We start from the raw sequence: 14,334 nt of genomic DNA, 5'->3' as shown, positions 1-14,334 counted from the left end.
TTCCTGCACGACGGGGATTTCCTGCGCGACGGGGATGACCTGCACCACTGGCTTTTCCTGGGAACTGACGTATGGTCGCAGGTGAGTGATTGCCACTTCTGCTTAAGGAGCGACAATGGCTGACAAGAAACCCGGTAGAAGCCTGAAGAAGGCTGAACGGTCCCTCAAGGACCGGCGCGCTGAGAAGCGTCAGCGCGAAGCCGAGGCGGGTGAGTTCATCCGCAAGCGCAAGCGCGCAAGCTAGGCCGCAGAACCCACCGCTTCGGCCAGTGAGCCGAAGCCCCCCTCGTGAAGGCGGCGGGCGATTCCATCGTGGATGCCTTTGGCCCACAGCCCGCCGCCGTACACGAATCCGGTGTAGCCCTGCAGAAGTGAGGCTCCGGAGATGATCCGGTCCCAAGCGTCGTCGGCGGTTTCGATGCCGCCGACACTGATCAGCGCCAGCCTGCCCCCGACCCGGCGATATAGCCTGCGCAGCACCTCGACCGACCGCGTGGCCACCGGCCGCCCAGAGATGCCGCCCGGTCCCAGTTCGTCGAGGCCTGGGGTGGCCAACCCGTCACGCGACACCGTCGTATTAGTGGCGACGATGCCTGCCAGACCGAGATCGACTGCCAGATCGGCGATTTCGTCTACGTCCTCGTCGGACAGGTCCGGTGCGATCTTCACCAGCACCGGCGTCGACGTCTCCGCGAGCACCGCGGTCAGGATCGGGCGCAACGACGAAACCGCCTGCAGGTCGCGCAGCCCCGGCGTGTTCGGTGAGCTGACGTTGACCACTACGAACGAGGCGAGCGGTCCCAGCAGGCGCGCCGACGACGCGTAATCCTGCACCGCCTCCTCCGGCGGCGTGATCTTCGTCTTGCCGATGTTCACCCCGATCGGGACATCCGGAACGCGCCGGGCCAGCCTCACCGCGAGTTCACCCGCGCCGTGGTTGTTGAACCCCATCCGGTTCAACAGCGCACGGTCGTCGGGCAGCCGGAACATCCGCGGTTTCGGATTGCCGGGCTGGGCTTGGGCGGTCACGGTGCCCACCTCGGCGTACCCGAAGCCGAGTGCGCCCCACGTGTGCAGTCCGCTGCCGTTCTTGTCGAACCCGGCGGCCAGGCCCAGCGGTCCGGGGAACCGGACGCCGAACACCGTGCTGGCCAGTATCGGATCGCGGGGTCCCAACCACCGCCTCAACGCGCGTCTGGTCCACGGGGGATAGGTGACGGCCCGCAGCACCGCGAACACCCACGTGTGAATCCGTTCGGGCGCAACGAGAAACAGCGCCCGCCGCAGCGCGCCGTACATCATCGTTTCACTGTGCGGGCTGCCCTGGGGTATCCATCCGGCTCGCTGCGGTCTTCTTGCGGCGCAGCAACACCCGTCGTGAACCGTCGGTGTAGAGCCTGACGCGGGTGAGTTCCCAACCGCGGTATTCGGCTTCGATCGACAACCGGGTCGAGGCGCTGACTCGCGTGACGTCCGGCGGCAACCGCAGCGGAATCCATTCGTAGTCGTCTGAGAGGTCTGATTTGACGGCGTCCTCCCAGGCCGCCGGCATCCGTCCGCGGTGAAGTGCGCTCATGCGTGCGCTCTCGCCGCGTCGACGATCACCTGCACACCCGCTCCCGATCCGGACACCACATACAGCGTGCCAGAGGATTCGTCGAATGCCAGGGAGTTCGGTTGCTGCACGGTTCGATATCGCACCTTCTCGACGGGAATGCCGGTGGCCAGATCGTAGCCAACGACCTCGTTCGCTGCAGTCTGCGACACCCAGGCCAACGTCGACGACCCGGCAAGGCCGTAGGGGGCGTCGCGCACCGGGTACCGCTGACGCAGGATCAGCGGATCGGTGCCGAAGACCAGGAGTCCCTCGCCGCGGGTGTCGGCCACCAGCACCCGACCGGCCGGGTCGGCGACCATCGTCGTCGCACCCTCGCCCGCCCGCAGCGCCTGCGCCTGCTCCTCGCCGTTCTCGGTGAGCGCCGTCACCGACGTCTGGGCGCGATCCAGTACCACGGCCGTATTCCCTTGTGTGACAAGCACATCGACACGGGCAAAGATCTTCAGCGTAGCGGCTACGGCGGTATCTGAGCCCAACGTGTAGACGGCGCCGTCGGCGCTCCCGAGCACCAGTCGGCCGTCCGCGCGCCGCGCGATCGCGGTGAAGTCGGTGTCGGGCAGGCCCTCGACCTCGACCTTGGTCGCGGTGCGACCGGCGACGTCGATCCGGTGGTAGCCGCCGCGCGTCGCCGCGTAGACCTGGCCGTCGCCGTCACCCGTCATCGCCGTTGCGGGACTGGACAACGACACCGTCGCCGCGTCCTCGCCGCCGGTGGAATACACCGTGACCTGCGATCGGTCCGCCGGATCGGGCGCCAGCACCACCAGTGAGCCGCTTTCCGCGTCGACGATCGCCGCCTGCGCATCGGCACCCAGCGGCCACACGACGCCGTCGGGCCGGCTGGCCACCGGTGGGGACACCGCGGCTTGCGCGGGAGCGATGGTGGCGGGAGCGTCGGTGCTTTCCGATGAGCAGCCGCCGACCAGCACAAATGCCGGCACGATAGCCAGCGCCGCCACGATCCGGCGAATCGGCTGATTCGATGTGTTTACCACGGGCGCCAAGGGGTAGCTCTCGGTCGTGCGTACGGTTAAGCGACTGAACGGCCAGTCTAGGCAGACAACTGCGCGTCGGCTTTCGTCCGCTCGCCGTGCCCTCCCAATTAGCGGCCGCGTCAACGGTATGGTGCGATCATGACCCTCGCCACGGACCGTGCGACCGGCGCCGGTGAGTTTGTCATCGAGGACATGACCACCGGCCTGTATGCCAGCGGCTTCGGCCAGGTGGGCGACGGCCGCAGCTTCTCGTTCCATGTCGAGCGCCAGATGCTGGTGGTCGAGATCTACCGCCCGCGGTTGGCGGGACCGGTCCCGCACGAGGAGGACGTGGTCGCGGTGTCCAGCCGCAAGCTGACCGACATCGACCTCACCGACCGACGCAGCGTGGGCGCGGCGGTGCGTGATCTCGTCGCGTCCGCAGAGCCGGTGGCGCGGACCGGTCGCTAACACCCGCCCACGGTACGGTCGTCGTCGTGACGGACGTGCCGGCGATGTCGTGGGTGCAGGTCGTCGTCCTCGCGATTGTGCAGGGGCTGACCGAGTTCCTGCCCGTCAGCTCCTCAGGGCACCTGGCGATCACGTCGCGCGTGTTCTTCGCCGACGACGCCGGGGCGTCGTTCACCGCCGTCACCCAGTTGGGCACCGAGTTCGCTGTCCTGCTCTACTTCGCCAAGGACATCGGGCGCATCGTCAAGGCCTGGTTCAACGGCTTGTTCGTCACCGCGCACCGCAACGCCGACTACTGGTTGGGTTGGTATGTGATCGTCGGGACCATCCCCATCGCCGTCCTCGGGCTGCTGTTCAAGGACCAGATCCGCACCGGCGCACGCAATCTGTGGGCGATCGCGATCGCGCTGATCGTGTTCTCGGCCGTCATCGCCGCCGCCGAGTACTTCGGCCGCCAGGCGCGCACCGTCGAACAGCTGACGTGGAAGGACAGCATCATCGTGGGCTTCGCGCAGTGCCTGGCTCTGCTGCCCGGTGTGTCCCGTTCCGGCGCGACGATCAGCGCCGGGCTCTTCCTCGGTCTCAACCGCGAGCTGGCGGCCCGGTTCGGTTTTCTTCTGGCCATCCCCGCGGTGTTCGCCTCCGGGTTGTTCTCGCTTCCCGACGCGTTCCATCCCGTCGGAGAGGGGATGAGCGCGACCGGCCCGCAGTTGCTGGTGGCCACGGTGATCGCGTTCGTGGTCGGTTTCGCCGCAGTGGCCTGGTTCCTGCGGTTCCTGGTCAGGCACAGCATGTACTGGTTCGTCGGGTATCGCGTCATGCTGGGCACCGTGGTGCTGATCTTGTTGGGGACGGGTGTGGTGGCAGCGACATGACGGTGATCCTGTTGCGGCACGGCCGCTCGACGTCCAACACCGCGCACACGCTGGCGGGCCGGTCCGAGGGCGTCGACCTCGACGACAAGGGGCGCGAACAGGCGCATGCGGTTACAACCCGCATCGGTTCGCTGCCGATCCGCGCGATCGTGCGCTCGCCGCTGTTGCGCTGCGAACGAACCGTGGAACCGCTGGCCGCAGCGCTGGGCCTGACGCCGATCGTCGACGACCGGATCTCGGAGGTCGACTACGGGGCCTGGACCGGGCGCAAGATCGCTGACTTGGTCTCCGAGCCGTTGTGGGCGGTGGTGCAGCAGCAGCCCAGCGCCGCGGTGTTCCCCGACGGGGAGGGACTGGCCCACGTGCAGGCCCGCGCGGTGGCCGCGATCCGCGAGCACGACCGTCGACTCGCCGAGGAGCACGAGGGCGACGTGCTGTGGGTCGCCTGCACTCACGGCGATGTGATCAAAGCCATCGTCGCCGACGCGCTCGGCACCCATCTCGACAGCTTTCAACGGATCACCGCCGACCCGGCGTCGATGAGCGTGATCCGTTACACGGCGGTGCGGCCGTTCGTGATCCACGTCAACCACACTGGTGACCAACTCACGTCGGGGCTGGCGCCCAAACCCGCGAAAAGCGACGCGGAAGACGGCGAGGTGCCGCCGGAGGATGCCGTCGTCGGCGGGTCCACCGGCTAGTCGCAATTACGGCTGACGAGCCCCAACCGGTATTTTGGGAAGTGCCATGGCCCGCGCAATCCACGTCTTCCGCACACCCGACCGATTCGTGGCCGGGACCGTCGGCCAACCCGGCAATCGCACGTTCTACTTGCAGGCCGTCCACGACAAGCGCGTCGTGTCGGTGGTTCTGGAGAAGCAGCAGGTCGCCGTGCTCGCCGAACGGATTGCCGCACTGCTGCTCGAGATCAATCGCCGGTTCGGAACGCCGATTCCGCCCGACACCGGTGAGGTCGAGGATCTCAGCCCGCTGATCACTCCGGTCGACGCGGAGTTCCGCGTGGGCACGATGGGACTGGGCTGGGACTCCGAAGCCCAGACGGTCGTCGTCGAACTGCTGGCGGTGTCGGAAACCGAATTCGACGCGTCGGTGGTGCTCGACGACGCAGAGGAGGGCCCCGACGCGGTCCGTGTGTTCCTCACACCGGAATCCGCGCGCGAGTTCGCGACGCGCTCCAACCGGGTGATCTCGGCAGGCCGCCCGCCCTGTCCTCTCTGTGACGAACCGCTGGACCCCGAAGGCCACATCTGCGTGCGCACCAACGGCTATCGGCGCGGCGCCTTCGCCGAGTCCGACGATGACGTCGACATCTGACGGCGGGGCCGATGCGGTCCGCGAAGAGGTGTTGCGGCGCGGTGAACTGACCGTCATCGGGCGCATCCGATCGGCCAGCAACGCGACCTTCTTGTGCGAGGCGAATCTCGGGCAGCACCAAGTCCATTGCGTCTACAAGCCGGTGGCGGGCGAGGCGCCGCTGTGGGACTTCCCCGACGGCACGCTGGCCGGTCGTGAGCGCGGGGCCTATCTGGTGTCGGCCGCGTTGGGATGGAATGTCGTGCCCTACACCATTATTCGTGAGGGGCCGGCGGGTATGGGCATGGTGCAGCTGTGGGTGGACCAGCCGGGCGATGAGGTCGACGACGAACGACCGGACGGGCCGGATCTGGTGGATCTGCTTCCCGCGGGCCGCATTCCGCCGGGCTTTCTGCCGATCCTGCAGGCCTACGACTACGCGGGCGACGAGGTCACCCTGGTACACGCCGACGACGACCGGTTGCGTCGGATGGCGGTGTTCGACGTACTGGTCAACAACGCCGACCGCAAGGGCGGACACATCCTGTCCGGCGTTGACGGTCGGGTGTACGGCGTCGACCACGGGGTGACCCTGCATAGCCAGGACAAGCTGCGCACCGTGCTGTGGGGTTGGGCCGGTAAACCCGTCGACGATCAGACGCTGGAATCGGTGGCGGCGCTGCGCGATCAGCTGCGCAACGGGTTAGGCGACGAACTGTGCGCCCTCATCACCGAGCGCGAGATCGCCGCGTTGCTCTCCAGAACCGTTGCGCTGCTGACCGATCCGGTGATGCCCACACCCGATCGGCATCGCCCGATCCCGTGGCCGGCGTTCTGAGCGATGACCCTGACTGATGCGGCGTTGGCCGCCGAGGTGGCCGCCGAGGCGGGCGAGATGCTGCTGAAGGTCCGCGAGGAAGTGGGTTTCTACGACCCGTACGACCTCGGCGACACCGGCGACAAGCTGGCCAACCGGCTGATCCTCGAGCGGCTTCGCGCTGAGCGGCCCGACGACAAGGTGCTCTCCGAAGAAGCGGTCGACGATCTGTCGCGCGTCGACGCCGACCGGGTGTGGATCGTCGACCCGGTCGACGGCACCCACGAGTACTCGATGCCGCGGCGCACGGACTGGGCGGTGCACATCGCGCTGTGGCGACGCGACGGCGGGCCGAACGGGCGCATCACCGACGCCGCGGTCGCGCTACCCGCGCGCAACGAGGTCTACCGCACCGACACCGTCATCCCGCCGCCGCCCCGCGCCGACGGCCCCATCCTGATCACGGCCAGCTCCAACCGGCCGCCGCCGGTGCTGTGGTGGTTGCGCGACCGGATGGACATCCAGCTGGTGCGCATCGGGTCCGCGGGCGCCAAGGCGATGGCGGTGGTGCGCGGTGACGTCGACGCCTACCTGCACGCCGGCGGACAGTGGGAGTGGGATTCGGCCGCGCCCGCCGGTGTGGTGCAGGCCGCGGGTCTGCACGCGTCGCGCATCGACGGCTCGGAGCTGGTCTACAACCGGCGCGACCCCTATCTGCCCGACCTGCTGATGTGCCGGCCCGAGCTCAGCGAGGCGCTGCTCAAGGAGATCCTTTCGGCGTATCGGAGCCGCTGGAGGGACTGACCGGGAATGAAACGGCCGCCCGCGATGTCAGTCAGATCGATGCCTAGAGTCGAGACTATGAATTCGTGGCCGGCTCCCGTCGTCCCGGCGCTGCCGGGCCGGGGACCGCAGCTGCGTCTCTACGACAGCGCCGACCGGCAGGTTCGTCCCGTCAGTGCTGGCGAAACGGCCACGATGTACGTCTGCGGCATCACGCCCTACGACGCGACCCACCTCGGCCACGCGGCCACCTACCTCGCCTTCGACCTCGTGCACCGCATCTGGCTGGACGCCGGACATCGGGTGCACTACGTGCAGAACATCACCGACGTCGACGACCCGCTGTTCGAACGCGCGCAGCGCGACGGCATCGACTGGCGCGAACTCGCCGACCGCGAGACCCGGCTGTTCAGCGAGGACATGGCCGCGCTGCGGGTGCTGCCGCCGCACGACTACGTCGCGGCCACCGAGGCCATCGCCGAGGTCATCGAGGTGGTGGAGAAGCTGTTGGCCTCGGGTGCCGCCTACATCGTCGACGACGCCGAGTATCCCGACGTGTACTTCCGCGCCGACGCCACCGCACAGTTCGGTTACGAGTCCGGCTACGACCGCGACACCATGGCCCGGTTGTTCGCCGAACGCGGCGGCGACCCGGAGCGACCGGGGAAGGGCGACGAACTCGACGCGCTGCTGTGGCAGGCGCAACGGCCGGGGGAGCCGAGTTGGCCGTCGCCGTTCGGGCCGGGCCGCCCGGGATGGCACGTCGAATGTGCGGCCATCGCCCTGAGCCGCATCGGCACCGATCTCGATATTCAGGGCGGCGGCAGCGACCTGATTTTCCCGCACCACGAGTTCTCCGCCGCGCACGCCGAATCCGTCACCGGCGAGCGCAGATTCGCGCGTCACTACGTGCACGCCGGCATGATCGGCTGGGACGGCCACAAGATGAGCAAGAGCCGCGGGAACCTGGTGCTGGTCTCGCGGCTGCGCGCCGAGGGCGTCGACCCCGCAGCGATCCGGCTCGGGTTGTTCGCCGGTCACTACCGTGCCGACCGGTACTGGAGCGACGCGGTGCTGGCCGAGGCGATCGAGCGGCTGGGTCGTTGGCGTGCGGCGGTCGCGCTGCCCGGCGCGCCGGATGCGACCGATGTCGTGCAGCGGGTTCGCCGGTACCTCGCCGACGATCTGGACACCACGAAAGCGCTTGTGGCGCTGGACGGTTGGACCACCGACGCCCTGAGCTACGGCGGCCACGACCCCGAGGCGGGGCACACGGTGGCGACCGCCGTCGACGCCTTGCTGGGCATTCGGTTGTAACCCCGTTGCGGCGAGTGTGCGCGTCTGTCGACGACACGCCGCTGGTTTCCCAGCCATTTGTGCACTCTCGCGGCGCGCTGAACGTGTGTCGAACGCCGCCGCCGGCGCGGTACCTTAGCCGCCATGAGTTCACTGAACGGCAAAGTCGCGTTGATCACCGGCGGGGCGAACGGCATCGGCGAGGAGGTGGCCCGGCGGCTGCACCACAAGGGCGCCAAGCTCGTGCTGACCGACCTCGACGCCGACCGGTTGGCCCAGGTCGCTGCCCGGTTCGGCGAGGACGGGGTGGTGACAGCGGTCGCCGACGTGCGCGACCTGGCGGCGATGGAGGCGGCGGTCGCCAAGGGGGTCGAACGGTTCGGCGGCATCGACATCGTGATGGCCAACGCCGGCATCGCGACTTACGGGTCGGTGCTCGGGGTCGACCCGCAGGCGTTCCAGACGATCATGGACGTCAACGTCGTCGGCGTGTTCCACACCGTGCGCGCTGCGCTGCCCTCGGTGATCGACCGGCGCGGCTACGTCCTGGTGGTGTCGTCGGCGGCCGCCTACGCCGCCTCGGCCGGCATGGCTCCCTATGACGCCTCGAAGGCGGCCGCCGAGCATTTCGCCAACGCGCTGCGCCTGGAGGTCGCGCACCACGGTGTCGACGTCGGGTCGGCGCACATGCTGTGGATCGACACGCCGCTGGTCCGGGAGAGTCGCTCGGACCTGCCGAGCGCGCGCAAGATGCTCGACTCTCTGCCCGGGCCGCTGGGCAAGACCACCTCGGTGGACAAGTGCGGTGAGCTGTTCGTCGCTGGCATCGAGGCCCGCAAGCGGCAGATCAACTGCCCGCGGTTCGTCGGCCTGATGCGCTGGCTCAAGCCGCTGCTGGCGTCGCGGCTGGGGGAACGGGCCACGCTCAAGACGGTGCCCGACCTGCTGCCGAAGATGGACGCCGAGGTCGCCGCGTTGGGCCGGTCGATGAGCGCGCGCACCGAGGCGCTGGAAAAGCACTAACCCTCCCTGCCGCGAGCGACCGTGTCTGTACCGCGACAGGCCGCACTTTGCCGTGCAAAAGTGGTCGCTCGCGCGGGGTGAAGCCCCTCAGCCCCTGAAGCCCGGGCCGCGGCGCCGCAGGTAGCGCTCGAACTCGGCGGCCAGCGCGTCGCCGTCGATCTTGCCGAGCGCCTCGGTCATGTCCACCTCGGCGTCGCCGCGTTCCTCCAGCGACTGGACGTACTCGGCGATCTCGTCGTCCTCGGCGGTCATCTCCGAAACCGCCTGCTCCCACTCCTCGGCGGCGGTCGGCAGGTCGGCCAGCGGCACCTCGATGTCGAGCACGTCCTCGACGCGGCGCAGCAGGGCCACCGTCGCCTTCGGGTTCGGCGGCTGGGAAACGTAGTGGGGCACCGCGGCCCAGAACGTCACCGCGGGGATCCCGGCCTGCACACACGCGTCCTGGAACACGCCCGCGATGCCGGTCGGGCCTTCGTACCGCGTCTCCTCCAGCCCGAACACCGCCGCGGAATCCGACGAGTAGGCCGCGCCCGACACCGGCACCGGCCTGGTGTGGGGCGTATCGGCCAGCAGGGCGCCGAGGATGACGACGGTCTGCACGTTGAGCTTGTCGGCGATCGCCAACAGCTCCGAGCAGAACGTGCGCCAGCGCATGTTGGGCTCGACGCCGTGCATCAGCACGATGTCACGGTCGGAACCCGGGGGACGGCAGTGCGAAATCCGCATCGACGGCCACACCAGTTCCCGCGTGACCCCGTCGACCTGCCTGATCACCGGCCGATTCACCTGGTAGTCGTAGTAGGCCTCGTCGTCGATCTCGACGATCGTCTCGGCTTCCCAGATCGCGTCGAGGTGCTCCACCGCATCGCTGGCCGCGTCGCCGGCGTCGTTCCAGCCCTCGAACGCTGCGACGACGATGGTGTCGTTCAGTTCGGGCAGGTCGGGCGGTCTCAAACCGCTCGCATCCGACAAGGTCACAACGCCAGCGTAAGCCCTCTGAGGCGGGTAGGAGCGCCATCGCCACACGTGCTGACTTGATTCGCCCACTACCCTGGATTCGTGGCTGATGTGAAGGACCGCGCGTACATCACCGATTTGCTCGACGCCCTCGTAATCGGTGGCCGCGCGATGTGCACCCGGCTGCCAGCCAAGACGAAATACGCTCGGCTGCAATCTGGTTAATCATGGTGTCGACGACAGTGCCGACAAGATCCGCCAGCGTTCGCTCATGGGCGCGCGTCGCCGTGCGGGTCGGACCGATCGCCACGTCGAGGCGGGCGTCCGAGAATCGTTTGGATGACAACGTAGACTTTGCCTGTCGAGAGGCGTTGCAACGGATTCCGGTCTTCACCGTTATCCGCCACGCTCGGCAGACTCAAGGACGCCTTTCCCTAGGGAAGGAGCGCGCATGACTGCCGTTGAGTCGAACACTCTCACGCCGAACATCCGCCCCGACTGCACCGACGAACTGACCGCGACACTGGGTCAGCGGATCATGGTGATCGACGGCGCGATGGGCACGGCGATCCAGCGGGACCGGCCCGACGAGGCCGGATACCGCGGCGAACGGTTCAAGGACTGGCCGAGCGACGTCCAGGGCAACAACGACCTGCTCAACCTGACCCAGCCGCAGATCATCGAGGCGATTCACCGCGAATACCTCGACGCCGGCGCCGACATCATCGAGACCAACACGTTCAACGCGAACGCGATCTCGCTCTCCGACTACGGCATGGAAGAGCTCAGCTACGAGGTGAACTACGCCGGTGCGGCGCTGGCGCGGAAGGCCTGCGACGAGGTCGGCACCGGTGACCGGCCCCGCTACGTCGCCGGAGCTCTGGGACCGACCACGCGGACCGCCTCGATCTCGCCGGACGTCAACGATCCCGGCGCCCGCAACATCACCTACGACCGGTTGGTCGACGCCTACCTCGAAGCCGCCAACGGCCTGGTCGACGGTGGTGCCGACATCATCCTGGTCGAGACGATCTTCGACACGCTCAACGCCAAGGCCGCCGTGTTCGCGATCGAGACGCTGTTCGAGGAACGCGGCCGCCGCTGGCCCGTCGTCATCTCGGGCACCATCACCGACGCTTCCGGGCGGACGCTGTCCGGCCAGGTCACCGAGGCGTTCTGGAACTCGGTCAGGCACGCCAGGCCGCTCGCGATCGGCCTCAACTGCGCGCTCGGTGCACCGGAGATGAGGCCTTACATCGCCGAGATGTCGCGAATCGCGGACACGTTCGTCTCCTGCTACCCGAACGCCGGGCTGCCCAACGCGTTCGCCGAGTACGACGAAACCCCCGAGCGTCAGGCCGGCTACGTCGCCGACTTCGCCGAGGCGGGCTTCGTCAACCTGGTCGGTGGATGCTGTGGAACGACGCCCGCGCACATCGCCAAGATCGCCGAAGCCGTCGAGGGCAAGCCACCGCGCCAGGTGCCCGAGATCCCGGTGGCCACCCGGCTGTCGGGCCTGGAGCCGCTCAACATCGACGACGACACCTTGTTCGTCAACATCGGTGAGCGCACCAACATCACCGGCTCGGCCCGGTTCCGCAACCTCATCAAGGCCGAGGACTACGACACCGCGCTGTCGGTGGCCCTGCAGCAGGTGGAGGTCGGTGCGCAGGTCATCGACATCAACATGGACGAGGGCATGATCGACGGCGTCGCCGCGATGGACCGGTTCACCCGGCTGATCGCGTCCGAACCCGACATCAGCCGCGTGCCGGTGATGATCGACTCCTCCAAGTGGGAGGTCATCGAGGCCGGCCTGAAGAACGTGCAGGGCAAGCCGATCGTCAACTCGATCTCCCTGAAGGAGGGCGAGGAGAAGTTCATCCGCGAGGCTCGGTTGTGCCGCAAGTACGGCGCCGCCGTCGTCGTGATGGCCTTCGACGAGGAGGGGCAGGCCGACAACCTGGAGCGCCGCAAGGAGATCTGCGGTCGCGCCTACCGGGTCCTGACCGAAGAGGTCGGCTTCCCCGCCGAGGACATCATCTTCGACCCGAACTGCTTCGCGCTGGCCACCGGCATCGAGGAGCATGCGACCTACGGGATCGACTTCATCGAGGCGTGCGCCTGGATCAAGGAGAACCTGCCCGGGGTGCACCTCTCCGGCGGCATCTCGAACGTGTCGTTCTCGTTCCGCGGCAACAACCCGGTCCGCGAGGCGATCCACGCGGTATTCCTCTTCCACGCCATCAAGGCGGGCCTGGACATGGGCATCGTCAACGCAGGCGCGCTGGTGCCCTACGACTCGATCGACGCCGAACTACGGGAGCGCATCGAGGACGTCGTGCTGAACCGTCGCGAGGATGCGGCCGAACGGCTGCTCGAGATCGCCGAGCGGTTCAACACCAAGGACAAGGCCGACGACCCGGCGGCAGCGGAGTGGCGGTCCCTACCGGTCCGCGAGCGGATCACGCACGCGCTGGTCAAGGGCATCGACGCCCACGTCGAGGACGACACCGAGGAACTGCGGGTCGAGATCGCCGACGCGGGCGGGCGACCGATCGAGGTGATCGAGGGTCCACTGATGGACGGTATGAACGTCGTCGGCGACCTGTTCGGCTCAGGCAAGATGTTTTTGCCCCAGGTCGTGAAGTCGGCCCGGGTGATGAAGAAGGCCGTCGCATACCTGCTTCCGTTCATCGAGGCGGAGAAGGAGGAGGCCGGCACGACGGGTTCCAAAGACACCAACGGCACGATCGTGATGGCGACCGTCAAGGGCGACGTCCACGACATCGGCAAGAACATCGTCGGGGTTGTCCTGCAGTGCAACAACTTCGAAGTGATCGACCTCGGGGTGATGGTGCCCGCGCAGAAGATCCTGGACGCGGTGAAGGAGCACGACGCCGACATCGTCGGGCTGTCCGGCCTGATCACCCCGTCGCTGGACGAGATGTCCAACTTCGCCGTCGAGATGGAACGCGCAGGGCTGGAGATCCCGCTGCTCATCGGCGGTGCGACCACCTCGCGGGCGCACACGGCGGTGAAGATCTCGCCGCGCCGCAGCGGTCCGGTGGTCTGGGTCAAGGACGCGTCCCGCTCGGTTCCGGTGGCCGCCGCGCTGCTCGACGACAAACAGCGGCCGGGACTGCTGGAGGCCACCGAGAAGGACTACGCATCCCTGCGCGAGCGGCACGCCCAGAAGAACGACCGGCCGATGCTGACCCTGGAGAAGGCCCGCGCGAACCGGACGCCGATCGACTGGGACGGCTACACGCCGCCGGTGCCCGCTCAGGGGCTCGGCGTGCGCGAGTTCGTTGACTACGACCTCGCCGAATTGCGCGAGTACATCGACTGGCAGCCGTTCTTCAACGCCTGGGAGATGAAGGGCCGATTCCCCGACATCCTCAACAACCCGGCCACGGGGGAGGCCGCCCGCAAGCTCTACGACGACGCGCAGGAGATGCTCGACACGGCGATCAAGGAGAAATGGCTGACCGCGAACGGGGTGATCGGTTTCTTCGCGGCCAACGCCGTCGGTGACGACGTCGAGGTCTACACCGACGACACCCGCACCGAGGTGCTGACCACACTGCACAACCTGCGCCAGCAGGGCGAGCACCGCGAGGGCATCCCGAACCGGTCGCTCGGCGACTTCGTCGCACCCAAAGACACCGGTCTGGCCGATTACGTCGGCGGTTTCGCCGTCACCGCGGGGCTCGGCAGCCAGGACAAGATCATGGAGTTCAAGGCGGCGCTGGACGATTACAGCGCCATCCTGCTCGAGTCGGTCGCCGACCGGCTCGCCGAGGCGTTCGCCGAACGGATGCACCAACGGGTCCGCAAGGAGTTCTGGGGATACCAGCCCGACGAGCAGCTGGACAACGACGCGCTCATCGGCGAGAAATACGTGGGCATCCGTCCCGCGCCCGGTTATCCGGCATGCCCGGAGCACACCGAGAAGGCGACGCTGTTCAACCTGCTGGACGTCACGAAGCGCACCGGCATCGAGCTGACCGATTCGATGGCGATGTGGCCGGGGGCCGCGGTCAGCGGCTGGTACTTCTCGCACCCGCAGTCCCAGTACTTCGTGGTCGGCCGGTTGGCCCAGGACCAGGTCGCCGACTACGCCAAGCGCAAGGGTTGGACGCTGAAGGAGGCCGAGCGCTGGCTCGCGCCCAACCTCGGCTACAACCCGGAGGACTGAATGGG

General features: G+C 67.9%; 15 protein-coding genes. 11 read left to right on the top strand and 4 right to left on the bottom strand.

What is annotated here, in order from left to right; genetic code table 11:
* Positions 1-115: 115 nt before the first annotated feature.
* Entirely contained in the window at positions 116-244 is a 129-nt protein-coding gene (locus A5790_RS26380; protein ID WP_255361514.1) for a hypothetical protein, read from the top strand.
* Here A5790_RS26380 and A5790_RS08520 read toward each other — a convergent pair.
* The 3 genes from A5790_RS08520 to A5790_RS08510 are packed head-to-tail and all read right to left on the bottom strand — an operon-like array spanning position 241 to position 2,562.
* Positions 241-1,299 carry a quinone-dependent dihydroorotate dehydrogenase gene (locus tag A5790_RS08520; protein ID WP_197696750.1) on the bottom strand — a complete coding sequence of 353 codons (1,059 nt, stop codon included), beginning with the start codon at positions 1,297-1,299 and terminating at the stop codon, positions 241-243. The genes A5790_RS26380 and A5790_RS08520 overlap by 4 nt on opposite strands.
* A gap of 7 nt (positions 1,300-1,306) precedes the next feature.
* Positions 1,307-1,576 (bottom strand): DUF5703 family protein, encoded by a 270-nt coding sequence (locus A5790_RS08515; protein WP_066842684.1) that lies wholly within the window; start codon positions 1,574-1,576, stop codon positions 1,307-1,309.
* The gene (locus A5790_RS08510) at positions 1,573-2,562 is read right to left on the bottom strand and encodes a hypothetical protein (RefSeq protein WP_231987655.1); all 990 of its coding nucleotides are present in this window, start codon (positions 2,560-2,562) and stop codon (positions 1,573-1,575) included. Before A5790_RS08510 ends, A5790_RS08515 begins: the two co-directional genes overlap by 4 nt.
* Before the next feature lie 189 nt (positions 2,563-2,751).
* On the opposite strand from A5790_RS08510, the gene A5790_RS08505 reads away from it, so the two are divergent.
* From A5790_RS08505 to A5790_RS08470, 8 genes are all read left to right on the top strand, one after another.
* On the top strand, positions 2,752-3,063 hold the full coding sequence (locus A5790_RS08505; protein ID WP_064393972.1) for a hypothetical protein: 312 nt from the start codon (positions 2,752-2,754) through the stop codon (positions 3,061-3,063).
* Positions 3,064-3,107: 44 nt separating this feature from the next.
* Positions 3,108-3,938: an undecaprenyl-diphosphate phosphatase gene (locus tag A5790_RS08500; protein ID WP_064404503.1), complete on the top strand. Its 831-nt coding sequence runs from the start codon at positions 3,108-3,110 to the stop codon at positions 3,936-3,938.
* The gene (locus A5790_RS08495; protein WP_066842679.1) at positions 3,935-4,639 is read left to right on the top strand and encodes a histidine phosphatase family protein; all 705 of its coding nucleotides are present in this window, start codon (positions 3,935-3,937) and stop codon (positions 4,637-4,639) included. The genes A5790_RS08500 and A5790_RS08495 overlap by 4 nt, the downstream gene beginning before the upstream one ends.
* Positions 4,640-4,685: 46 nt before the next feature.
* Positions 4,686-5,273, top strand: coding sequence for a DUF3090 domain-containing protein (locus tag A5790_RS08490; RefSeq protein ID WP_066842677.1), 588 nt, complete (start codon positions 4,686-4,688; stop codon positions 5,271-5,273).
* Positions 5,257-6,090 carry an SCO1664 family protein gene (locus A5790_RS08485; RefSeq protein ID WP_156656334.1) on the top strand — a complete coding sequence of 278 codons (834 nt, stop codon included), beginning with the start codon at positions 5,257-5,259 and terminating at the stop codon, positions 6,088-6,090. Before A5790_RS08490 ends, A5790_RS08485 begins: the two co-directional genes overlap by 17 nt.
* 3 nt (positions 6,091-6,093) lie before the next feature.
* Positions 6,094-6,873, top strand: a complete 780-nt coding sequence (locus A5790_RS08480) for a 3'(2'),5'-bisphosphate nucleotidase CysQ (RefSeq protein ID WP_066842675.1) — start codon at positions 6,094-6,096, stop codon at positions 6,871-6,873.
* Positions 6,874-6,930: 57 nt separating this feature from the next.
* Positions 6,931-8,169: a cysteine--1-D-myo-inosityl 2-amino-2-deoxy-alpha-D-glucopyranoside ligase gene (gene mshC, locus A5790_RS08475; RefSeq protein WP_066842673.1), complete on the top strand. Its 1,239-nt coding sequence runs from the start codon at positions 6,931-6,933 to the stop codon at positions 8,167-8,169.
* Positions 8,170-8,292: 123 nt separating this feature from the next.
* Positions 8,293-9,171 carry an SDR family oxidoreductase gene (locus A5790_RS08470; RefSeq protein ID WP_066842670.1) on the top strand — a complete coding sequence of 293 codons (879 nt, stop codon included), beginning with the start codon at positions 8,293-8,295 and terminating at the stop codon, positions 9,169-9,171.
* Positions 9,172-9,258: 87 nt separating this feature from the next.
* On the opposite strand, the gene A5790_RS08465 is transcribed toward A5790_RS08470, so the two are convergent.
* Complete coding sequence (locus A5790_RS08465; RefSeq protein ID WP_197696749.1) at positions 9,259-10,125, bottom strand: PAC2 family protein; 867 nt, start codon at positions 10,123-10,125, stop codon at positions 9,259-9,261.
* Between the two features lie 105 nt (positions 10,126-10,230).
* On the opposite strand from A5790_RS08465, the gene A5790_RS26375 reads away from it, so the two are divergent.
* The gene (locus tag A5790_RS26375; protein WP_255361513.1) at positions 10,231-10,353 is read left to right on the top strand and encodes a hypothetical protein; all 123 of its coding nucleotides are present in this window, start codon (positions 10,231-10,233) and stop codon (positions 10,351-10,353) included.
* Between the two features lie 226 nt (positions 10,354-10,579).
* Positions 10,580-14,329 (top strand): methionine synthase, encoded by a 3,750-nt coding sequence (gene metH / locus A5790_RS08460; RefSeq protein ID WP_066842666.1) that lies wholly within the window; start codon positions 10,580-10,582, stop codon positions 14,327-14,329.
* The last annotated feature ends 5 nt before the right edge of the window (positions 14,330-14,334 follow it).

This window comes from Mycobacterium sp. 852002-51152_SCH6134967 (genome assembly GCF_001667105.1).
Taxonomy (GTDB): domain Bacteria; phylum Actinomycetota; class Actinomycetes; order Mycobacteriales; family Mycobacteriaceae; genus Mycobacterium; species Mycobacterium neumannii_A.
This window is presented reverse-complemented; position numbering and strand designations above follow the sequence as displayed.

What these genes read in the sequence shown, in the direction of transcription:
- A5790_RS26380 (WP_255361514.1), top strand. Translation starts at nt 116, where the DNA reads ATGGCTGACAAGAAACCCGGTAGAAGCCTGAAGAAGGCTGAACGGTCC.
- A5790_RS08520 (WP_197696750.1), bottom strand. Translation starts at nt 1,299, where the DNA reads ATGTACGGCGCGCTGCGGCGGGCGCTGTTTCTCGTTGCGCCCGAACGG.
- A5790_RS08515 (WP_066842684.1), bottom strand. Translation starts at nt 1,576, where the DNA reads ATGAGCGCACTTCACCGCGGACGGATGCCGGCGGCCTGGGAGGACGCC.
- A5790_RS08505 (WP_064393972.1), top strand. Translation starts at nt 2,752, where the DNA reads ATGACCCTCGCCACGGACCGTGCGACCGGCGCCGGTGAGTTTGTCATC.
- A5790_RS08500 (WP_064404503.1), top strand. Translation starts at nt 3,108, where the DNA reads ATGTCGTGGGTGCAGGTCGTCGTCCTCGCGATTGTGCAGGGGCTGACC.
- A5790_RS08495 (WP_066842679.1), top strand. Translation starts at nt 3,935, where the DNA reads ATGACGGTGATCCTGTTGCGGCACGGCCGCTCGACGTCCAACACCGCG.
- A5790_RS08490 (WP_066842677.1), top strand. Translation starts at nt 4,686, where the DNA reads ATGGCCCGCGCAATCCACGTCTTCCGCACACCCGACCGATTCGTGGCC.
- A5790_RS08485 (WP_156656334.1), top strand. Translation starts at nt 5,257, where the DNA reads ATGACGTCGACATCTGACGGCGGGGCCGATGCGGTCCGCGAAGAGGTG.
- A5790_RS08480 (WP_066842675.1), top strand. Translation starts at nt 6,094, where the DNA reads ATGACCCTGACTGATGCGGCGTTGGCCGCCGAGGTGGCCGCCGAGGCG.
- mshC (WP_066842673.1), top strand. Translation starts at nt 6,931, where the DNA reads ATGAATTCGTGGCCGGCTCCCGTCGTCCCGGCGCTGCCGGGCCGGGGA.
- A5790_RS08470 (WP_066842670.1), top strand. Translation starts at nt 8,293, where the DNA reads ATGAGTTCACTGAACGGCAAAGTCGCGTTGATCACCGGCGGGGCGAAC.
- metH (WP_066842666.1), top strand. Translation starts at nt 10,580, where the DNA reads ATGACTGCCGTTGAGTCGAACACTCTCACGCCGAACATCCGCCCCGAC.